The 24,283-nt window shown below is 51.0% G+C and carries 5 protein-coding genes and 1 tRNA gene; 5 read left to right on the top strand and 1 reads right to left on the bottom strand.

Translation table 11 applies throughout. The features are described from left to right. Positions 1-484: 484 nt before the first annotated feature. From ACJJI1_RS09320 to ACJJI1_RS09330, 3 genes are all read left to right on the top strand, one after another. Entirely contained in the window at positions 485-3,106 is a 2,622-nt protein-coding gene (locus tag ACJJI1_RS09320) for a bifunctional serine/threonine-protein kinase/formylglycine-generating enzyme family protein (RefSeq protein WP_444959160.1), read from the top strand. A gap of 103 nt (positions 3,107-3,209) precedes the next feature. Beyond that, a complete protein-coding gene (locus ACJJI1_RS09325) occupies positions 3,210-5,147 on the top strand; it encodes a ShlB/FhaC/HecB family hemolysin secretion/activation protein (RefSeq protein WP_444959161.1) in 1,938 nt (645 codons plus the stop codon). A gap of 59 nt (positions 5,148-5,206) precedes the next feature. Further along, positions 5,207-20,266, top strand: coding sequence for a filamentous hemagglutinin N-terminal domain-containing protein (locus tag ACJJI1_RS09330; protein ID WP_444959162.1), 15,060 nt, complete (start codon positions 5,207-5,209; stop codon positions 20,264-20,266). A 164-nt stretch (positions 20,267-20,430) separates the two neighbouring features. On the opposite strand, the gene ACJJI1_RS09335 is transcribed toward ACJJI1_RS09330, so the two are convergent. After that, positions 20,431-20,517 (bottom strand) — tRNA-Leu (locus tag ACJJI1_RS09335). Positions 20,518-20,761: 244 nt separating this feature from the next. Here ACJJI1_RS09335 and rnr point away from each other — a divergent pair. Together rnr and rlmB are read left to right on the top strand one after the other, a co-directional pair. Continuing rightward, positions 20,762-23,500: a ribonuclease R gene (gene rnr / locus ACJJI1_RS09340; RefSeq protein ID WP_444959163.1), complete on the top strand. Its 2,739-nt coding sequence runs from the start codon at positions 20,762-20,764 to the stop codon at positions 23,498-23,500. Between the two features lie 12 nt (positions 23,501-23,512). After that, positions 23,513-24,268 carry a 23S rRNA (guanosine(2251)-2'-O)-methyltransferase RlmB gene (gene rlmB, locus ACJJI1_RS09345; RefSeq protein ID WP_444936796.1) on the top strand — a complete coding sequence of 252 codons (756 nt, stop codon included), beginning with the start codon at positions 23,513-23,515 and terminating at the stop codon, positions 24,266-24,268. Positions 24,269-24,283 lie beyond the last annotated feature (15 nt).

Consider the following 24,283-nt stretch of genomic DNA (forward strand, 5'->3'; position numbering starts at 1 on the left):
ACAAAGAGAAAGGTAAAAACAAACTAATTTTCGAGTTATTTAATCGACTCTGGCACTAATTTCGAGAGGCGATTTTATGCCGTTACGATTTATGCATGTTTGCTCAAATTGACTCTGACACTAATTTAATTTTGCTAAAAACTAACAAATCTTTAAAGGGGATAAATAAGTGGTTTGAGTCATGGATATTGATTGACAGTCAAATATCTATTTGAAAGCATTTACTGGTATTTTTTTGATAAGCTTGCTTTGTAATAATATGTAATTCAGCCTTATATCGGAGTGATACTCAGTGTTTTCGGGGGCTGGATCAAAATAATAGTTTGATGGCGCGTTAAGGCAAATTTATTTGAATATTGATTCATTGTTGCTACATAGGCTGTTCGATATACTTCGCACCCTACTTTATTGCCTTGCCCATTAGATCAATAACAAAGTTTTTGCGGATTTGGATGTGTCGTAATGGTTTCCCATGGAGGCGGAATTGAACGATAAGACGCGTATTGTTCGGCCGAGTGACACTCCGCCGGGCTCAGGCCAATCAACCAGCGGGCTGACAGAAGATGGTGATATCACCGTTGTTGTACAGCAGGATAAGACTGGAGCAAATGATCACCCCCCGGTTAAAGGTGCCCAACCGGTAATCCCTTCAGCTGCTGCCAGCTTTAGCTCAGATGCTACTGTCTTTGCGCCTTCCCCTAATCCCAATCGGGTGGGAAGTGGGGCTGGGGGCAATGAGGTTTTGGGTGGGGTTTCGGCCGATTCGGCAGTGCCACCTGAACCCTTTGAAGCTTCCGGCTCAAATGCAGTGACTAAAACTGTAATCAAAGGTCGATTTGAGCTTGACAAACTCTTGGGTGTCGGGGGGATGGGAGCGGTATACAAAGCTCTGGACCGCCGCAAATTGGAAGCCAATGACAGCGAGCCTTATGTCGCTATCAAACTGCTTAATGATGATTTCCAAAAACATCCCGATGCTTTCATTTCCCTCCAGCGGGAAGCGCGCAAGTCACAAACGCTTGCACACCCTAATATCGTAACGGTATACGATTTTGACCGTGATGGTGATCGCGTATTTATGACAATGGAGTTCCTTGAGGGTGCTCCATTGGACAAGTTGTTGCGTGACCATGCCGATGTTGGGTTGGAGCCCGAGCGTGCCCGCTCGGTATTTTGGGATATCTCCCAAGCCCTGATATATGCCCACTCCCACAAAATTGTTCACTCGGACTTTAAGCCAGGCAATATCTTTGTAACCAATAAGAAAGGTGCAAAAGTATTTGACTTTGGTATTGCCCGAGCTGTTTCTGAAGGGGGAATCGCAAATAAAGCTGGCGAAACGACAGTATTTGACGCGGGCACTCTTGGAGCCCTGACTCCGGCATATGCGAGCCTTGAGATGCTCAAGGGAGCTGAACCGGCACCGAGTGACGATGTGTTTGCGTTGGGGTGTGTTGCCTATGAGCTCTTCTGCGGGCGTCATCCTTATGACAAGACCCCCGCTGATAAAGCCATGGAGCAGGGCCTGCGGCCCAAGCGGATCAAAGGGCTTAATCGCAGGCAGTGGCGCGCACTTGAATCAGCACTCGAACTAAAGCGCGAAAACCGCACTAGTACCGTAGAGAAGTTTGTACAGGCGTTCTTTGTTAGCCATGCCTGGAAGTGGGTACTAGGCAGTGCGTTTGTCATGGTGTTGGGTGGTGCTGTAGTGGGTTATGGCCACCTGCAGCAGCAAAATGCTGTAGAGCAAGAGCGAGTCAGAATCGAGCTCGAGCGCAAACACGAACAGGAGCTCTTGGCCAGGCGTATTGCTGATAAGAAAGAGGCCATCACCCGGTTGATTGGCTTGAGTATTTTGACTCCAGCCTGGGAGCGAGATCTTCAACTGGAGTTGGAAGAATACTCCGAGCTGAACCCTGCGGATAAAGAATTCCTGGATTCGTCTCGTCGTCAGGTATCAGAGCTTTTCCTGGCTGCAGCAACCGGTCAGTTAAACCTGGGTAACCTCGATCAGGCTGATGTCATGCTGGCGGGGGTTGCCAACTGGTATGGTGAGTCTAAAGAAGCTGAGGCTATCAAAACTCAGCTGGCGAATGATAGAGAGAACCTGCGCGCTCGCCTTGAAGCGGAGCGGATCGCCGAAGAGCGTGAAGCCGAGCGTATCCGCCTGGCGGAAGAACGGGCGGAGCGTCGCCGCCTGGCTGCGCAAAAGCAGCAGCAGATTGATGCTGTGCTCGATGATATGGAGGTAGCACTCACCTGCAGCTTCTCCATGAGTGCCACTGCAATAGGTTCACAGTTGTCCAGCCTGGCAAAGCTGGATAGTGCAAAAGCCTTGAAGATCCGTCCAGTAGTGGGCGAAGAGCTGGTAAATTGCGCATCCAATCTCGGTGCCAAGGATCCGATACAGACGGAAGCCCTGGTTGATCAATTCAGGGCTCTACTGCCCGCATACCAGCCATTGAAAGACTTTAAGTTGGATTTTTGTGGGCACCTGGTTCCGGGCAGCGGTCGGCGTGGCGATCGCTACACTTGTCGTGACCGTCTTGCGGATGGCAGCAAGGGGCCTGCAATGGTGGTGATTAAAGGTTTGAGTGGCAGGCCACTGGCTGTGGGTAAATATGAGGTTAGCAGCACTGAGTTGGCTCAATTCTGCCGCATTGCCGGTCAGTGCGGAGAGCAAACTCCAGAAGCAACGGACTTGCCGGCAAATAACTTATCCCTGGCAACTGCAGAGGCTTATTTAAGTTGGCTCAGTGATGAGACGGGTTACCGCTACCGCTTGCCCTCTGAGCAGGAGTGGTTTGCTGCTGCGAGTGCCAGAGGGGAAGACGAAGTAGCAGATCGCAACTGTCATTTGAAGTATGGCGGTATTGAAAAAGGTGCTGAGCTAGTACCTGCCCGAGCTGGCTCCTCTAACGGGTTTGGATTACTCAATGCTGTAGGAAATGTCCAGGAGTGGGGATTGGGTACAGAGGGCGAGTTGCTCGCTTTGGGAGGTAGCCGCATTGATCCAATGAGTCGTTGTCTGGCAACAACCAAGAAGCTTCATAATGGCCAGCCCGATGAGTTTACCGGTTTCCGTGTCGTTAGAGATGTTAACTAGATTAAACAATTACCAGCGAATATCGATACGATAGTTGAGTTGGTTAGATTAAAGATTAAAGATTAAAACTGGGGGAAATATGCTTGGGCTAGGAAAAAGTAAGTTGGCATTATTTATAGGTGCTGGCTTTCTTGTATCGCAAGTGCCGGCTTTTGCCCAGGAAGATGGATCTAATTTTCGCAGTCGAGTGCGGGATGCTTTTAACCAGGATACGCCTACTATTAATGAGGTGGATGTAACCAAAGACTTCCTTCAACGCACTTATGAAGCCGAAGACCCCAACTTAAATACAGAGATTCCTGAAGTCTCCCAGAGAAATCAGGGGCCGCGAATTACTGTAAAAGAATTTAAGTTTCATCGTTTAGAAGAGTATCCCGAATTTGGTATTTCCCGAGAGACTGTTGAGGAAATGGCAGAGGAGCTTCGGGCTAAATTCATGAAAGAGGATCAAATCCTCGCTAGCGGTTATACCGTAGACAATTTGGAAGAGCTGGCAATATTGCTGGGCAATATGAATGCTCAATTTAATCCTGGCGGCTTGGGCCCCGCTGAGCTTAAAAAGCTGGTAAGTGTAATTGAAAAACAAAATAAAGAGAGGGGCTTAAGTTATGGCGATCTCGAAGAGATTGCTGCTGAACTGACAAGCTTCTATCGTCGCCAAGGGCTGTTTTTGGCCCAAGTGCAAATTCCCGCTCAAGACGTAGAAAATGGAGTGGTCACTCTTACGGTACAAGAGGGGCTTCTTGGGCAGGTCGTTGCCGAAGATAACGAAGAGTACACAGACGAAAAACTGGCAGAACCCTTTGAAGACCAGCGTGGCCATCTGGTAAATCACGAGAATATCGAGGAAGGCTTATATTTACTTAATGACCTGCCAGGCTTAAACGTTACCGGCTACTTTAGTGCGGGTGACAACCCCGGTGAAACCAAGCTTAATTTAAAAGTGCGCGAATCAGACTCCTGGCGCGCAACTTTCAGGGCCGATAACCACGGTTCACTGTATACCGGAAGCGAGCGACTTTACGCAACTGTTGACTGGTTGAATCCCCTTGGGTTTGGTGATGCATTGACCCTGGGGTATTTAAAATCAAACCCTGAGTCAGACGATGATTTTGGCTCTGACCTCGGCCAGTTCAGATATAGCTTTCCGCTATTTGGCCCTCGTACCCGCCTGGAAATATCAGCCGATCATAATGAATTTAGTCTTTACGATGAAACCGATGAAGATAACGTAATTAACTTGCTGGAAATTTCCGGTGTTAATAAAAGTTATGCATTGTCTTTAGACCATAAATTCCGACGCTCCAGGGATTTTAATCTCACAGGCTCTTTCGGCCTGACAGAAAAGAAATCAGACCTGGATGGCATCATTGAATTTACCAATGATCACGTCTACGGCAGCGAAATCGGTTTTTATATGGATAGCCTTTCCAGTGGCTTCATTCCAATGCTCAACGTCTTGAGTGCTACCGCGCAATATGGTGAGCACCAAAATACGGTTGACGAGGGCAGAGGGGACGACTTCAATAAACTGGCAATTAATTCCAGCTCACTGCTCTTTTTACCCATGCCTTTTACAGATGATCGTTCAAGGTTAATCGTTAAAGGAAGAGCTCAATACAGTGAGAGTAACCTGCCAGGGTTTGAGCAACTATCCCTCGGTGGTGCTAATGGTGTGCGTGCCTTCTCAGCAAGGGATTTCTCTGCAGATATTGGAGCAGTGGTTACCGCAGAGTGGTACCTCAACTTCCCGGAATTCATGAACCCGATCCTGTTTAATCAGCGACTGAATGACATTTTCCAAGTAGCACTAATTGCCGATGTTGGCTATGGCTATGTGAATAACTATGAGGAAACTGTGGAGGATGACTGGGCTCGATTCTCCGGAGGCGGAATGCTGTTTAAGATGAATTGGAGCGACAGCTTCTCAAGTAAAGTCTCTGTCGCCTGGCCAATTATGTCGAGTTCCTCGATAACGAATATTGCAGTTGGTGAAGACGAACCCACCGTCTACGCTGATTTCTCCGTTTTTTATAACTGAACAAATACTGTTTCCTCGAAACTTAAAAGTAGCAAGGTTCCTCTTCGCAAGGTGCTGGTATGAAAGCCAAAGACAAAAAGCTTGAGTTAAGAAAATTAGCAAGTGCCATCAAGGTATCAAGTTTTGCCTATGCAGGCCTGTTTGCAGGTCTGATCAGCCCCATGGTTCATGCTGGACCTGAAGGCGGAGTGGTAACCGGCGGTAGCGGCACCATCGATGTTGATGGGACTACAACAACGGTCGACCAGGTAACAGACCTGTTATCAATCGACTGGGATTCTTTTAATTTAAGTGAAGAGGAACTAGTTCAATTCCTGCAGCCGGACTCCTCCTCTATCGTACTGAATCGAATCCTGGATCAGGATGTCACCACGATCCAGGGTGCGATAGAAGCCAATGGCCACGTTATCCTGGTGAACCCGCGGGGGGTTCTCTTTACTGAAACAGCCACAGTTAATGTCGGTGCGATAACCGCGTCCGGGCTCGATATGAGCCCTGAAGACTTTATGAACGGCGATTTTGCCTTTAAAGGCGAGTCTGGTTCCTCAGGGGTTGTTATTAATCGGGGTGTAATTAATGCGTCCAGCGCAGTCCTGGTTGGTAAGCAGGTAACAAACGCCTCTAGCGGTTTGATCAGTGCAGAACTTGTTACCCTGGCAGCAGCTGATGAAGCTTTATTAACTTTTGATGCCGATGGCTTGATCGGCCTCAAAGTGACTAAAGAGGTTATGGAAAATGACCTCGGTCTCGATAGTGCCGTATTAAACGAAGGCTCCATTGACGGCGCCCAGGTTGTGATGGAAGCCAGCGTTTCCGGTGACCTGTTTACTGCCGCAGTAAATAATGAAGGCACAATTACCGCTAGTGGTATTGATACCAGCGGAGGCAAAATCCGCCTGTTTGGATCGGGTTCTGGAGTCGTTAATAGTGGAGCTCTGGATGCATCCGGCAGTGCCGGTGGTGAGGTTGTCCTGGAGGGCGATTTTGCCGAGCACAGCGGAGATATTTCGGTAGCAGCTGACTCTGGCAGTGGCGGTTACGTTGCTGTTTTGGGTGATGAAGTTGTTGTTAGCGGGAATATTGATGCCAGTGGTACTTCCTCCGGTGGTGAAGTCCTTATTGGCGGCGACTACCAGGGGAATAACGAAGATGTTCGCAATGCCGAAACCACCGTGGTCACGGCAGAAGCCAATATCGATGCCAGCGGTGTTGGCGATGCCGATGGCGGCACCGTTATTGTCTGGGCCGATGACACTACTGATTTTGGCGGTACGATTCTCGCCGAGTCAGGGGAAGACGGCGGTGATGGTGGTCTGGTGGAAACCTCCGGCAAGATTTACCTGAATCTGGATGAAGACAATATGTTTGTTTCCACCCTTGCTCATGGGGATGGGGAGACAGGTACCTGGTTGTTGGACCCGGGTTGGATGAATATCCAGGATATCTGTAATGTCGGTGAGACGAATTGTATTTCCACAGGATCAATTGGACTTGGATTAGAGAATAATAATTATGAAATCAATGTTACAGATACAGGAGATACGGGAAATGGTAATGAGTACGGCATCCTAGTTGATGGAAATATTAGCTGGAGTGAAGATACAACACTCAAGCTAACCTCTTATAGTGATGTGACAGTCAATGAGGGTTTCACTATTGAGGCCACTGGTGCTAATAGTGACCTAATTATTCAGGCAGGCGGAGCTTTTACTAACTCAGGCACTATCGATGTTTATAATTTTAATTTAACCGTAGGTTATGACGCATCTAGTAATACCGGGTCTGATGCAACAGAAAATACTCTGGGTGACCTTACTGTAAGGACTTCCGGTACTATTACAGGCAGCAGTGATTCAGATAAATTCACATTGTCAGATGATGACGATGATATAACCATTACTGGTGACAACGCATTTTCTCTCGATACCATTTCCTTCTCTGGCATTGAAGAAGTTGATTTGGGTGCTGGTGATAACAATATCACAGCAATCAGCACTGCGACCCTGACCGGCAACGACAATGAAGCTGAAACAAACTTAATTGCTTTTAGTAACATCGACACTATGACTGCGGATAGCCTCGAAGGCTCTGCTTCAGCAGATAGCTTCGTCGTAACCGGTAATAACAGCCTAACTGCCAATAGCATCAACTTTAGCAGTGTGGACACGGTCGATGCCGGGGATGCGGGAACAGGCAGTGACAGCGTTACCGCGATCAACACCGTCACCCTGACCGGCACAGCCTATGAAGCCGAAACGAACTCAATTACGTTTAGTAATATTGAAAGCGTCACTGCGGATAGCCTCGAAGGCTCTGCTTCAGCAGATAGCTTCGTCGTAACCGGTAATAACAGCCTAACTGCCAATAGCATCAACTTTAGCAGTGTGGACACGGTCGATGCCGGGGATGCGGGAACAGGCAGTGACAGCGTTACCGCGATCAGCACCGTCACCCTGACCGGCACAGCCAATGAAGCCGAAACGAACTCAATTACGTTTAGTAATATTGAAAGCGTCACTGCGGATAGCCTCGAAGGCTCTGCTTCAGCAGATAGCTTTGTCGTAACCGGTGATAACAGCCTAACTGCCAATAGCATCAACTTTAGCAGTGTGGACACGGTCGATGCCGGGGATGAGGGAACAGGCAGTGACAGCGTTACCGCGATCAGCACCGTCACCCTGACGGGCACAGCCTATGAAGCCGAAACGAACTCAATTACGTTTAGTAATATTGAAAGCGTCACTGCGGATAGCCTCGAAGGCTCTGCTTCAGCAGATAGCTTTGTCGTAACCGGTGATAACAGCCTAACTGCCAATAGCATCAACTTTAGCAGTGTGGACACGGTCGATGCCGGGGATGAGGGAACAGGCAGTGACAGCGTTACCGCGATCAGCACCGTCACCCTGACGGGCACAGCCTATGAAGCCGAAACGAACTCAATTACGTTTAGTAATATTGAAAGCGTCACTGCGGATAGCCTCGAAGGCTCTGATTCAGCAGATAGCTTTGTCGTAACCGGTAATAACAGCCTAACTGCCAATAGCATCAACTTTAGCAGTGTGGACACGGTCGATGCCGGGGATGAGGGAACAGGCAGTGACAGCGTTACCGCGATCAGCACCGTCACCCTGACCGGCACAGCCTATGAAGCCGAAACGAACTCAATTACGTTTAGTAATATTGAAAGCGTCACTGCGGATAGCCTCGAAGGCTCTGCTTCAGCAGATAGCTTCGTCGTAACCGGTAATAACAGCCTAACTGCCAATAGCATCAACTTTAGCAGTGTGGACACGGTCGATGCCGGGGATGCGGGAACAGGCAGTGACAGCGTTACCGCGATCAGCACCGTCACCCTGACCGGCACAGCCAATGAAGCCGAAACGAACTCAATTACGTTTAGTAATATTGAAAGCGTCACTGCGGATAGCCTCGAAGGCTCTGCTTCAGCAGATAGCTTTGTCGTAACCGGTAATAACAGCCTAACTGCCAATAGCATCAACTTTAGCAGTGTGGACACGGTCGATGCCGGGGATGAGGGAACAGGCAGTGACAGCGTTACCGCGATCAGCACCGTCACCCTGACGGGCACAGCCTATGAAGCCGAAACGAACTCAATTACGTTTAGTAATATTGAAAGCGTCACTGCGGATAGCCTCGAAGGCTCTGCTTCAGCAGATAGCTTTGTCGTAACCGGTGATAACAGCCTAACTGCCAATAGCATCAACTTTAGCAGTGTGGACACGGTCGATGCCGGGGATGAGGGAACAGGCAGTGACAGCGTTACCGCGATCAGCACCGTCACCCTGACGGGCACAGCCTATGAAGCCGAAACGAACTCAATTACGTTTAGTAATATTGAAAGCGTCACTGCGGATAGCCTCGAAGGCTCTGCTTCAGCAGATAGCTTTGTCGTAACCGGTGATAACAGCCTAACTGCCAATAGCATCAACTTTAGCAGTGTGGACACGGTCGATGCGGGGGATGAGGGAACAGGCAGTGACAGTGTTACCGCGATCAGCACCGTCACCCTGACCGGCACAGCCTATGAAGCCGAAACGAACTCAATTACGTTTAGTAATATTGAAAGCGTCACTGCGGATAGCCTCGAAGGCTCTGCTTCAGCAGATAGCTTCGTCGTAACCGGTAATAACAGCCTAACTGCCAATAGCATCAACTTTAGCAGTGTGGACACGGTCGATGCGGGGGATGCGGGAACAGGCAGTGACAGCGTTACCGCGATCAGCACCGTCACCCTGACCGGCACAGCCTATGAAGCCGAAACGAACTCAATTACGTTTAGTAATATTGAAAGCGTCACTGCGGATAGCCTCGAAGGCTCTGCTTCAGCAGATAGCTTTGTCGTAACCGGTAATAACAGCCTAACTGCCAATAGCATCAACTTTAGCAGTGTGGACACGGTCGATGCCGGGGATGCGGGAACAGGCAGTGACAGCGTTACCGCGATCAGCACCGTCACCCTGACCGGCACAGCCAATGAAGCCGAAACGAACTCAATTACGTTTAGTAATATTGAAAGCGTCACTGCGGATAGCCTCGAAGGCTCTGCTTCAGCAGATAGCTTCGTCGTAACCGGTAATAACAGCCTAACTGCCAATAGCATCAACTTTAGCAGTGTGGACACGGTCGATGCGGGGGATGCGGGAACAGGCAGTGACAGCGTTACCGCGATCAGCACCGTCAGCCTGACCGGCACAGCCTATGAAGCCGAAACGAACTCAATTACGTTTAGTAATATTGAAAGCGTCACTGCGGATAGCCTCGAAGGCTCTGCTTCAGCAGATAGCTTTGTCGTAACCGGTGATAACAGCCTAACTGCCAATAGCATCAACTTTAGCAGTGTGGACACGGTCGATGCCGGGGATGAGGGAACAGGCAGTGACAGCGTTACCGCGATCAGCACCGTCACCCTGACCGGCACAGCCTATGAAGCCGAAACGAACTCAATTACGTTCAGTAATATTGAAAGCGTCACTGCGGATAGCCTCGAAGGCTCTGCTTCAGCAGATAGCTTTGTCGTAACCGGTGATAACAGCCTAACTGCCAATAGCATCAACTTTAGCAGTGTGGACACGGTCGATGCCGGGGATGCGGGAACAGGCAGTGACAGCGTTACCGCGATCAACACCGTCACCCTGACCGGCACAGCCAATGAAGCCGAAACGAACTCAATTACGTTTAGTAATATTGAAAGCGTCACTGCGGATAGCCTCGAAGGCTCTGCTTCAGCAGATAGCTTCGTCGTAACCGGTAATAACAGCCTAACTGCCAATAGCATCAACTTTAGCAGTGTGGACACGGTCGATGCGGGGGATGCGGGAACAGGCAGTGACAGCGTTACCGCGATCAGCACCGTCACCCTGACCGGCACAGCCAATGAAGCCGAAACGAACTCAATTACGTTTAGTAATATTGAAAGCGTCACTGCGGATAGCCTCGAAGGCTCTGCTTCAGCAGATAGCTTCGTCGTAACCGGTAATAACAGCCTAACTGCCAATAGCATCAACTTTAGCAGTGTGGACACGGTCGATGCGGGGGATGCGGGAACAGGCAGTGACAGCGTTACCGCGATCAGCACCGTCACCCTGACCGGCAATGATAATGAAGCAACCTCAAGCTCCATTACCTTTAGCGATATTGAAAGTATTACGGCTGCCGGCACCCTGGCCGGCTCTAGCAATAGCGATACTTTTGTCGTAGTGAGCGCTACAGAAGTCACAGCCAATGAGATCAGTGTGACAGGATTTGGCACTACTATTGATGCCGCAGACGGTGCCGATAGTGTGACTGGTGCCAGTGGTGCAAACTGGGCCCTGACTACTGAAGATAACAAAGCAACCAATAGCAATATTACTTTCAGCGGTGTGGAAAGCCTGGTTGCCGTGAGTGCCAACCTTGAGGGTAGCAGCAATGCGGATGCGTTTGTTCTGACCTCCGATGGCGATGTCGAAGTCAATGATATGACGGTTTACGACATGTCAGAGGTGGTTGGCGACGGTAGTGACAGCCTGGATGCCACGAACTTTACCGATGGCCTGACCCTCACCGACACGGATAAAAAAGTCAGCGCCGGCACCTTAGTGTTTTCCGGCATTTCAGATGCAGAGACCTTAGTGCTGACCGGTACCAGTGATGCGGATAGCTTCACCATCACCGGTGATAACGCCCTGGATGCTGCAAATATCAGCTTTACCAGCGTGGCGACAGTTAAGGCTGGGGATGAGGGAACAGGCAGTGACAGTGTTACTGCGACCAGCACCGTAACCCTGACCGGCAATGATAATGAAGCAACCTCAAGCTCCATTTCCTTTAGCGATATTGAAAGTATCACAGCTGCCGGCACCCTGGCCGGCTCTGACAATGAAGACACTTTTGTCGTAGTGAGCGCTACAGAAGTCACAGCCAATGAGATTACTGTGACAGGATTTGGCACTACTATTGATGCCGCAGACGGTGAGGATAGTGTGACTGGTGCCAGTGGTGCAAACTGGGCCCTGACTACTGAAGATAACAAAGCAACCAATAGCAATATTACTTTCAGCGGTGTGGAAAGCCTGGTTGCCGTGAGTGCCAACCTTGAGGGTAGCAGCAATGCGGATGCGTTCGTTCTGACCTCCGATGGCGATGTCGAAGTCAATGATATGACGGTTTACGACATGACAGAGGTGGTTGGCGATGGTAGTGACAGCCTGGATGCCACGAACTTTGCCAGTGGTCTGACCCTCACCGACACGGATAAAAAAGTCAGCGCCGGCACCTTAGTGTTTTCCGGCATTTCAGATGCAGAGACCTTAGTGCTGACCGGTACCAGTGATGCGGATAGCTTCACCATCACCGGTGATAACGCCCTGGATGCTGCAAATATCAGCTTTACCAGTGTGACGACGGTTAATGCCGGGGATGAGGGAACAGGCAGTGACAGCGTTACCGCGATCAGCACCGTCACCCTGACGGGCACAGCCTATGAAGCCGAAACGAACTCAATTACGTTTAGTAATATTGAAAGCGTCACTGCGGATAGCCTCGAAGGCTCTGCTTCAGCAGATAGCTTTGTCGTAACCGGTGATAACAGCCTAACTGCCAATAGCATCAACTTTAGCAGTGTGGACACGGTCGATGCCGGGGATGCGGGAACAGGCAGTGACAGCGTTACCGCGATCAGCACCGTCACCCTGACCGGCACAGCCTATGAAGCCGAAACGAACTCAATTACGTTCAGTAATATTGAAAGCGTCACTGCGGATAGCCTCGAAGGCTCTGCTTCAGCAGATAGCTTTGTCGTAACCGGTGATAACAGCCTAACTGCCAATAGCATCAACTTTAGCAGTGTGGACACGGTCGATGCCGGGGATGAGGGAACAGGCAGTGACAGTGTTACCGCGATCAGCACCGTCACCCTGACCGGCACAGCCTATGAAGCCGAAACGAACTCAATTACGTTTAGTAATATTGAAAGCGTCACTGCGGATAGCCTCGAAGGCTCTGCTTCAGCAGATAGCTTTGTCGTAACCGGTAATAACAGCCTAACTGCCAATAGCATCAACTTTAGCAGTGTGGACACGGTCGATGCGGGGGATGCGGGAACAGGCAGTGACAGCGTTACCGCGATCAGCACCGTCACCCTGACCGGCACAGCCAATGAAGCCGAAACGAACTCAATTACGTTTAGTAATATTGAAAGCGTCACTGCGGATAGCCTCGAAGGCTCTGCTTCAGCAGATAGCTTCGTCGTAACCGGTAATAACAGCCTAACTGCCAATAGCATCAACTTTAGCAGTGTGGACACGGTCGATGCGGGGGATGCGGGAACAGGCAGTGACAGCGTTACCGCGATCAGCACCGTCACCCTGACCGGCACAGCCTATGAAGCCGAAACGAACTCAATTACGTTTAGTAATATTGAAAGCGTCACTGCGGATAGCCTCGAAGGCTCTGCTTCAGCAGATAGCTTTGTCGTAACCGGTAATAACAGCCTAACTGCCAATAGCATCAACTTTAGCAGTGTGGACACGGTCGATGCCGGGGATGCGGGAACAGGCAGTGACAGCGTTACCGCGATCAGCACCGTCACCCTGACCGGCACAGCCAATGAAGCCGAAACGAACTCAATTACGTTTAGTAATATTGAAAGCGTCACTGCGGATAGCCTCGAAGGCTCTGCTTCAGCAGATAGCTTCGTCGTAACCGGTAATAACAGCCTAACTGCCAATAGCATCAACTTTAGCAGTGTGGACACGGTCGATGCGGGGGATGCGGGAACAGGCAGTGACAGCGTTACCGCGATCAGCACCGTCACCCTGACGGGCACAGCCTATGAAGCCGAAACGAACTCAATTACGTTTAGTAATATTGAAAGCGTCACTGCGGATAGCCTCGAAGGCTCTGCTTCAGCAGATAGCTTTGTCGTAACCGGTGATAACAGCCTAACTGCCAATAGCATCAACTTTAGCAGTGTGGACACGGTCGATGCCGGGGATGAGGGAACAGGCAGTGACAGTGTTACTGCGATTAGCACCGTAACCCTGACTGGTGATGACTATGAGGCGACTACAAACTCAATCACCTTCAGCGATATTGAGAGTGTCAGTGGCGGTGACCTGGAAGGTTCGGCGGGGAACGATACCTTCGAGGTAACAGGCAATGAAGCCCTGATGGCCAATCAGATTGCCTTCAGCAATATTGACAGCGTTAACGCCATGGCTGGCACAGACAGTGTCACCGGGGCCAGCGGTCAAAACTGGGTCCTGGGAAGCGATACTAATGAGGCGACCAATCACGGTATCACCTTTACCGGCGTGGAAACCCTGGTTACCGTCAATGCCAACCTTGAGGGTAGCAGCAATGCGGATGCGTTTGTTCTGACCTCCGATGGCGATGTCGAAGTCAATGATATGACGGTTTACGACATGTCAGAGGTGGTTGGCGACGGTAGTGACAGCCTGGATGCCACGAACTTTACCGATGGCCTGACCCTCACCGACACGGATAAAAAAGTCAGCGCCGGCACCTTAGTGTTTTCCGGCATTTCAGATGCAGAGACCTTAGTGCTGACCGGTACCAGTGATGCGGATAGCTTCACCATCACCGGTGATAACGCCCTGGATGCTGCAAATATCAGCTTTACCAGCGTGACGACAGTTAAGGCTGGGGATGAGGGAACAGGCAGTGACAGTGTTACTGCGACCAGTACCGTAACCCTGACCGGCAATGATAATGAAGCAACCTCAAGCTCCATTTCCTTTAGCGATATTGAAAGTATCACAGCTGCCGGCACCCTGGCCGGCTCTGACAATGAAGACACTTTTGTCGTAGTGAGCGCTACAGAAGTCACAGCCAATGAGATTACTGTGACAGGATTTGGCACTACTATTGATGCCGCAGACGGTGAGGATAGTGTGACTGGTGCCAGTGGTGCAAACTGGGCCCTGACTACTGAAGATAACAAAGCAACCAATAGCAATATTACTTTCAGCGGTGTGGAAAGCCTGGTTGCCGTGAGTGCCAACCTTGAGGGTAGCAGCAATGCGGATGCGTTCGTTCTGACCTCCGATGGCGATGTCGAAGTCAATGATATGACGGTTTACGACATGACAGAGGTGGTTGGCGATGGTAGTGACAGCCTGGATGCCACGAACTTTGCCAGTGGTCTGACCCTCACCGACACGGATAAAAAAGTCAGCGCCGGCACCTTAGTGTTTTCCGGCATTTCAGATGCAGAGACCTTAGTGCTGACCGGTACCAGTGATGCGGATAGCTTCACCATCACCGGTGATAACGCCCTGGATGCTGCAAATATCAGCTTTACCAGTGTGACGACGGTTAATGCCGGGGATGAGGGAACAGGCAGTGACAGCGTTACCGCGATCAGCACCGTCACCCTGACGGGCACAGCCTATGAAGCCGAAACGAACTCAATTACGTTTAGTAATATTGAAAGCGTCACTGCGGATAGCCTCGAAGGCTCTGCTTCAGCAGATAGCTTTGTCGTAACCGGTGATAACAGCCTAACTGCCAATAGCATCAACTTTAGCAGTGTGGACACGGTCGATGCCGGGGATGCGGGAACAGGCAGTGACAGCGTTACCGCGATCAGCACCGTCACCCTGACCGGCACAGCCTATGAAGCCGAAACGAACTCAATTACGTTCAGTAATATTGAAAGCGTCACTGCGGATAGCCTCGAAGGCTCTGCTTCAGCAGATAGCTTTGTCGTAACCGGTGATAACAGCCTAACTGCCAATAGCATCAACTTTAGCAGTGTGGACACGGTCGATGCCGGGGATGAGGGAACAGGCAGTGACAGTGTTACCGCGATCAGCACCGTCACCCTGACCGGCACAGCCTATGAAGCCGAAACGAACTCAATTACGTTTAGTAATATTGAAAGCGTCACTGCGGATAGCCTCGAAGGCTCTGCTTCAGCAGATAGCTTTGTCGTAACCGGTAATAACAGCCTAACTGCCAATAGCATCAACTTTAGCAGTGTGGACACGGTCGATGCGGGGGATGCGGGAACAGGCAGTGACAGCGTTACCGCGATCAGCACCGTCACCCTGACCGGCACAGCCAATGAAGCCGAAACGAACTCAATTACGTTTAGTAATATTGAAAGCGTCACTGCGGATAGCCTCGAAGGCTCTGCTTCAGCAGATAGCTTTGTCGTAACCGGTGATAACAGCCTAACTGCCAATAGCATCAACTTTAGCAGTGTGGACACGGTCGATGCCGGGGATGAGGGAACAGGCAGTGACAGCGTTACCGCGATCAGCACCGTCACCCTGACCGGCACAGCCTATGAAGCCGAAACGAACTCAATTACGTTCAGTAATATTGAAAGCGTCACTGCGGATAGCCTCGAAGGCTCTGCTTCAGCAGATAGCTTTGTCGTAACCGGTGATAACAGCCTAACTGCCAATAGCATCAACTTTAGCAGTGTGGACACGGTCGATGCCGGGGATGCGGGAACAGGCAGTGACAGCGTTACCGCGATCAGCACCGTCACCCTGACCGGCACAGCCTATGAAGCCGAAACGAACTCAATTACGTTCAGTAATATTGAAAGCGTCACTGCGGATAGCCTCGAAGGCTCTGCTTCAGCAGATAGCTTTGTCGTAACCGGTGATAACAGCCTAACTGCCAATAGCATCAACTTTAGCAGTGTGGACACGGTCGATGCCGGGGATGAGGGAACAGGCAGTGACAGTGTTACCGCGATCAGCACCGTCACCCTGACCGGCACAGCCAATGAAGCCGAAACGAACTCAATTACGTTTAGTAATATTGAAAGCGTCACTGCGGATAGCCTCGAAGGCTCTGCTTCAGCAGATAGCTTTGTCGTAACCGGTGATAACAGCCTAACTGCCAATAGCATCAACTTTAGCAGTGTGGACACGGTCGATGCCGGGGATGAGGGAACAGGCAGTGACAGCGTTACCGCGATCAGCACCGTCACCCTGACCGGCACAGCCTATGAAGCCGAAACGAACTCAATTACGTTTAGTAATATTGAAAGCGTCACTGCGGATAGCCTCGAAGGCTCTGCTTCAGCAGATAGCTTCGTCGTAACCGGTAATAACAGCCTAACTGCCAATAGCATCAACTTTAGCAGTGTGGACACGGTCGATGCCGGGGATGAGGGAACAGGCAGTGACAGCGTTACCGCGATCAGCACCGTCACCCTGACGGGCACAGCCTATGAAGCCGAAACGAACTCAATTACGTTTAGTAATATTGAAAGCGTCACTGCGGATAGCCTCGAAGGCTCTGCTTCAGCAGATAGCTTTGTCGTAACCGGTGATAACAGCCTAACTGCCAATAGCATCAACTTTAGCAGTGTGGACACGGTCGATGCCGGGGATGAGGGAACAGGCAGTGACAGTGTTACTGCGATTAGCACCGTAACCCTGACTGGTGATGACTATGAGGCGACTACAAACTCAATCACCTTCAGCGATATTGAGAGTGTCAGTGGCGGTGACCTGGAAGGTTCGGCGGGGAACGATACCTTCGAGGTAACAGGCAATGAAGCCCTGATGGCCAATCAGATTGCCTTCAGCAATATTGACAGCGTTAACGCCATGGCTGGCACAGACAGTGTCACCGGGGCCAGCGGTCAAAACTGGGTCCTGGGAAGCGATACTAATGAGGCGACCAATCACGGTATCACCTTTACCGGCGTGGAAACCCTGGTTACCGTCAATGCCAACCTTGAGGGTAGCAGCAATGCGGATGCGTTTGTTCTGACCTCCGATGGCGATGTCGAAGTCAATGATATGACGGTTTACGACATGTCAGAGGTGGTTGGCGACGGTAGTGACAGCCTGGATGCCACGAACTTTACCGATGGCCTGATCCTCACCGACACGGATAAAAAAGTCAGCGCCGGCACCTTAGTGTTTTCCGGCATTTCAGATGCAGAGACCTTAGTGCTGACCGGTACCAGTGATGCGGATAGCTTCACCATCACCGGTGATAATGCCTTAGAGGTCGCCGGAATTAACTTTACCGAGGTGGATACCGTTGATGCAGGCTCTGGCAGCGATAGTGTTATTGGTGCTAGCGGTGCTGACTGGACCCTGGAGGGGGATGATAATGAAGCAAGTAGCAGTAGCATTAGCTTCGTCGGTGTCGATAGCCTTGTTGTAACCGATGCCGATCTGTTGGGAAGCAGCGGTGCAGATGCTTTTAAACTGGAGTCGACTGGTGATATCGAAGTCTACAGCATGACCGTTTCCGGTATGTCTGCTGTCTACGGCCAGAACGGTAATGACAGCCTGGACGCTAGCGCCTATAGCGATAGCTTGAGGCTTACCGGCACCGATAATCAGGTAACGGTGGCTGGCCTGACTTTTGATAGCATCGAAAGTGCTGTGACTTCATCGCTGATAGGCACTACTGGCGCGGATAGCTTTACTATAGATGGCGACAATGCAGCGACCAGCTACGGTATCGCCTTTACCGGATTGAGTACCATTAATGCTCGAACGGGTGATGATACTGCTACTGGTGCAGACGGTGCAGATTGGAGCCTCACGGGAACTGATAACGAAGCCGTTAACAGCAGCATCACTTTTACCAACATCGATAATCTCACCGCCGTAAATGCAGATTTGGTTGCTACAACCAATGATGATGCATTTGTGCTCCAGTCTGATGCGGATGTAGAAGTTTACAGCATGACCGTATCCGGCATGTCTGCGGTGGATGGCAATGGCGGTGATGACAGCCTGGATGCCAGCGCCTACAGTGATGGCCTGTCATTAACCGGAACTGACAACCAGGTAGCCGCTGGCTCACTGTCCTTCTTTAACATTTCCAGTGCGGTCACTTCCGTCCTGACAAACACCTACGATTCTGCTGAGTTCCAGTTGCAGGGGGATCAGGCACTGGAAACTGCAGGCATTAGTTTTACCGGCCTTGAAGAAGTGAATACTTCGGGCAGTAATGACACCCTGGTGGCCACTGATAGTGACGATGACTTTACCCTTAGCTCCGATGGCGATATCAGTGTTGCGGGCATCGACTTCAGTGGGCTGGAAACGGTAGATGGTGCAGGTGGTAGCGACACCGTTAGTGCGGATGGGGCTACCTGGACCTCCACGAGCTCCGGCAACTCACTTGTCGAAGGCAGTGTAGAGGCTGAAGTAAATGGCTTGACCGTCTATTTTGATAACCTCGAACTTGTAGAAGGGGCGGGAAGTTATATTGGCCAGGATATCGATGGTGAGTATGAGTTTAGCGCTCTGGATACCATGACGATTGGCGGAGTAACGTTTGCCGACCTGGATAGTGTTGCTGCGGGTTCTGGCACAGATACCGTTTATGGTGCAGATATTGATGCCGTCTGGGATATCAATGACTCTGAACACACTGTTTCCAGTGGTGGAGCATCACTCACGATTACTGGTATCGAGTCTATTACTGCCGGTTCAGGTGCAGACGAGTTTAATTTAAATGGTGGTGAACTCGCAGGGATTGATACTGGAGCTGGCAGCGATACCGTCACCTTCTCTGGCACTGTGATTGACAGTATTTCCCTTGGTGCCGGCAATGATTTCTTGACGGTAGAAACTGATATTGGCCAGGAAGTAGAGCTTGCTGGTGGTGGCGGATCTGATGATTTCCAATACAACTTGTCCGGTGCGACCTGGGAGCTTTATAACAGTGGCAATCAGGTAGGTAACTTCAGTTTTGCTGGCTTCGAATACCTGGATAACACCTCTGACAGTATTACCGTCTTGACCGATCGAGCATTTGATTTTGAAGATGGTGGAAGTAGATCTGAAAGCTTCAATAAAAATGGTGCCGGGCTCCAGTTCAGCGATATGCGGTTGGGCTACGATGGCGAGGGCGATATTTATGTTACCAGCAGCTCAACAGATACTATCGGTGGCAGCCTGACTGCTGATCGTGCCGAACTGGTTGTTGGTGGCGATGTAGATATTGAGACAGATGTGAGTGCCTTGGCTGTTGCCACCTCGGGTGCGGATATCAATATCAGTGTGCAGGCTGCAGGGGATCTCGTGATTGATGAGATCGATGCAGGGCGGGGCACAGTTTCCCTGGCCAGCTCCAGCTTTGGCACCCTGACTGCTGAAACTTATGGAGATACCCATATCACAGCATCCGCTGTGACCTTGGGAACGGAAACTGAGTTGTGGACCATCATTGGTGAGGCGACTAACCCTCTCCGCATGGATGTCACCAATACAGTGGATATCTATTCCGTCAGTTACTATGAGCCTGACTTTATTGGCCAGATCCCGACGGTTACCAGCACTGGTGACGAGCTGCAGTCAGTTGCCGGTGCTCAGGCATCCCAGGGCCTCAAGTCAGCAGTTCAAAATGCGGTAGAGGATTTCAGTCATGTAGACCCTGCGATCTTTAGCGCTGTGAAGCCTTACAGTAGTGGTGTCGATGCGGTGAACTCCCCTGAGATGCGTCTCAGGTCCGGGGAATTGAGTCCCGCCGTAGCTTCAGCTGCTGAGGAGGTCGAAGCTGCACCTAAGTTTGACGCTGAACTCGAACTGGGCACCAGCGATGCGCCCAGCGATATTACTGTAGATCTTGGGGAGTTTAATGGAGGTAGTGCAGGGCACTAAAGTAAACTCCCTTCTGCAAAAAAGCCGGCTTTAGGGGCCGGCTTTTTTTATGTCCGGATTTTTTTTGGCTGAGTTTTAGAAGGAAAGATTTGAAAGCGAAGGTTGGGAAGTTAAATCGCCAAAACGAAAAAAGGCCGACTCTTGCGAGTCAGCCTTTTTGGAATTGGTGCCCAGGAGAGGACTTGAACCTCCACGACCGTAAGGTCACTAGCACCTGAAGCTAGCGCGTCTACCAATTCCGCCACCTGGGCAAATCAACGTGTGCTCCGTTGAGGACGCGAACTATAGAGATCTGCCCCCCCTGTGTCAACGGCTGTCTTGCGCTTTTTTCAACATTTTTTTCTTAGGTCGGGAAAATTGGCGAAATCGCTTATAATGCGTGCAATAGCGGCGAATTATTGACCAGGAATCCACCACCAACGCTGCCTTTCTTTATGGCCGGATAATCTCCGGAGGTTGCCAAACCCAGGCAACTGCCCAACAACGGATGCTGTTTTGACTCAAAAAAATACCTCAGACCCTTTCAATGCTGACCCTCATGCCCAGCGCGAGGCAGAGAAATACGAAAAGCCTGTGCCCAGCCGGGAGTACTTGCTGCAAATTCTGGAAAAACAAGCCGAGCCTGTACCCTGGGAAACGGTGGCGGATTTACTCGAATTGGCCAACGAGGATCGCCGTGAAGGAGTCAGGCGCCGTTTGATCGCCATGTCCCGGGATGGGCAGATTGCCAGCAACCGCGCCGGTGATTTTGGTGTACTGGATAAAATGAGCCTGATACGCGGCCGGGTTATGGGGCACCGGGACGGTTTTGGTTTTGTTATCCCCAGTGATGGCGGCACCGATCTATTTTTATCCCATCGACAGATGCGTAAAGTTTTTGATGGTGACGAGGTATTAGTTCGGGAAACCCCCGGAGGTTTTCGCGGTAAGCGCGAGGGCGCTGTTGTCAGGGTGATCAAGCACAATACCGAGCAGCTGGCCGGGCGCCTGTACCGGGAAAACGGCATTTGTTTTGTGCGCCCGGATAATCCGCGCATTAACCTGGATATTATGGTGGCTTCTGAGGACACCGCCGGAGCTGATCACGGCCAGTATGTTGTAGTAAAAATAGTTACCCAACCGGGCCGGGATAAAGTGCCGCAAGGTGAGGTTAGCGAGATTCTCGGTGATCACCTTGCTCCGGGTATGGAGATCGATGTTGCTATTCGCAATTACGGAATTCCCCACACCTGGCCCAGTGCACTGACGGCGGAGGTCAATGAAATCGCCGATGAAGTGCTTGAGGATCACAAAAAATCCCGGGTGGATCTTCGCCAGCTGCCGCTGGTTACTATTGATGGTGAAGACGCGCGGGATTTTGATGATGCGGTCTATTGCGAACTTTTACCCGACGGCAACTGGAAATTACTGGTAGCCATTGCCGATGTTTCTCACTATGTGCGCCCGGGTAGTGCGTTGGATGAGGAAGCGCACGGCCGTGGAAACTCAGTTTATTTTCCGGATTTCGTTGTACCCATGTTGCCGGAGAAATTGTCCAACGGCCTTTGCTCCCTGAATCCCGATGTCGATCGGCTGTGTATGGTGTGCGAAATGCACATCAACCGAAGCGGTGAAATTCAGGATTATCGTTTCTTTGAGGCGGTTATGCGCAGCCACGCGCGCCTGACTTATACCCAGGTAGGGCAAATACTCGATGAGCGGGATAACCGCGACAGTGGTGCCCGCAAGCAATTTGCGACCCTTACCCCACACCTGGACAATCTCCACGATCTCTACCTGGCGTTGCGCCAAGCGCGGGAGCGCCGGGGTGCTATTGATTTTGAGACGACTGAGACCCGGATAATATTTGACGCCCAACGAAAAATTGAGCGAATTATTCCGGTGGTGCGCAACGATGCTCACAAGCTGATCGAAGAGTGTATGCTGGCGGCCAATGTCAGCGCGGCGAGTCTGATGGAGCTATCGGAACTGCCCGCACTTTACCGGGTGCACGATGCACCCAAAGAGGAAAAACTCAGTAATTTGCGCGAATACCTGGGTGAATTGGGATTGCGCCTTCCCGGTGGTGGTGAGCCCCAGCCCAAAGATTTCCAGGACCTGATGGAGCAGATTGAGGGCCGTGCAGATGCACATATTATCCAGGTGATGCTGCTGCGCTCGATGAACCAGGCAGTTTACCAGCCGGAGAATCGCGGACACTTCGGTTTGGATTACCCGGCCTATGCCCATTTCACCTCTCCGATTCGCCGCTACCCGGATTTGCTCCTGCACCGGGCGCTGCGCTGGTTGATACGCAATGGCAGCGCCAACCAAGCTGCGGTGGCAAAAAAAGTTTACTCTGTGCCCGGCGCCAAACCGATTGCTCGAGAGCAGATTTTGCCTTATGACATGCCGGCCATGTTGCAACTTGGGGAACAGTGTTCCCTGACAGAGCGGCGCGCCGACGATGCGACCCGGGATGTGCTCAGCTGGCTAAAATGTGAATACCTGCAAGACCATGTGGGCGAAACCTATTCCGGTGTTATCAGTGCGGTAACCGGCTTTGGATTATTTGTGGAGCTGGATGAACTCTACGTGGAGGGCTTGATTCATATCACCGCCCTGCCCAAAGACTACTATCGCTTTGAGCAGGCGCACCAGCGTCTTATCGGGGAGCGCAGTGGCAAGCGTTACCATTTGGGTGACTCTGTCACCGTGCAGGTTGCACGGGTAGATCTCGAAGAGCGCAAGGTGGATTTCACCTTGAATGAACTGGTCCCACGCGCAAAGCGTGAGTCGAAGAAAAAGAAAGAGAGTACGCGGGTGAGTGCCCGCGCTATGGAAATGGCAGTAGAACATCAATTAGAACGCGAGCGCCGGGGCCGCGATAAAAAAGAAAATCCCAGCAATACCAGTGCTAACCCCTGGGCCAAGCATACCGAGACCACAGCCAAGTCCTCGCCTTTCCGCAAGCGCAAGGTGGGCTCAGATGAGGCTGTGCCAGTAGAGGCCAGTGTTGAAGCCCCTGTAGCAAAACCGGAAAAAGAGCCGCTCAATAAGAGAGGTGAAGGCGGGCAAAGTGATGATGCCCAGCCCAAGCGCAAGATTAAAAAACGTACCCCGACACGCAAGGGTGGAAAGCGACCTGCAGTGGCGGCTCGTAAAGCCGCACAAAAGGCTGAAAAGACAAAAACCCGTTCGGGTAAGTTAAAAAAGAAGAAAAAGATTTCTTCTAGCAGTAAAAAGAAAAAGTGATCGAGGAATAAATTGAGTCAGGAAGTTATCTATGGTCTGCACGCAGTGCAGGCCCTTCTAAAAGGTTCTCCGCAGAATGTATCGGAGCTTCTGTTACTGCGTGGCCGCAAGGATCAGCGCCTGCAAAAAATAATCCAGCAGGCGGAAAAAAATGATATTGCCGTGCGCTTTATTGACCGGAGAGCGCTGGATGAAAAGGTTGAGGATGGCGCTAACCACCAGGGTGTTGTTGCCATCTGTTCTGGCAAAACAAAGGTACACGATGAAAAATTCCTGTTCGACCTGCTAAAACAACTGGATCAGCGCGGCGAAGCGCCTTTCTTGTTGGTGCTGGATGGCGTGACTGACCCCCACAACCTGGGTGCCTGCCTGCGCTCGGCAGAGGCTGCCGGAGTCCATGCAGTGATTGCGCCGAAAGATAAATCCGCCGGGCTGACACCAACAGCCCGCAAAGTGGCCTGCGGCGCTGCCGAAGTATTGCCCTTTGTCACCGTGACTAACCTGGCTCGCGCGTTACAGCAGCTGCAGCAAGCGGGAGTGTGGATATATGGTGCAGCCGGTGAGGCGACACAGGATGTATACCAAAGTCAGTTAACCGGCCCCCTGGCGCTGGTTATGGGCGCCGAGGGCAGCGGCCTTCGGCGCTTAACCCGGGAACATTGCGATCACCTGATAAAAATCCCCATGGCGGGAGAGGTCAGCAGCTTGAATGTTTCTGTTGCCACAGGTGTTTGCCTGTTCGAGGCCGTGCGTCAGCGCAACGGCTAAGTAGCCTGTATGAAC

The sequence above is a fragment of the Microbulbifer maximicatervae (SeqCode) genome, assembly GCF_052467065.1.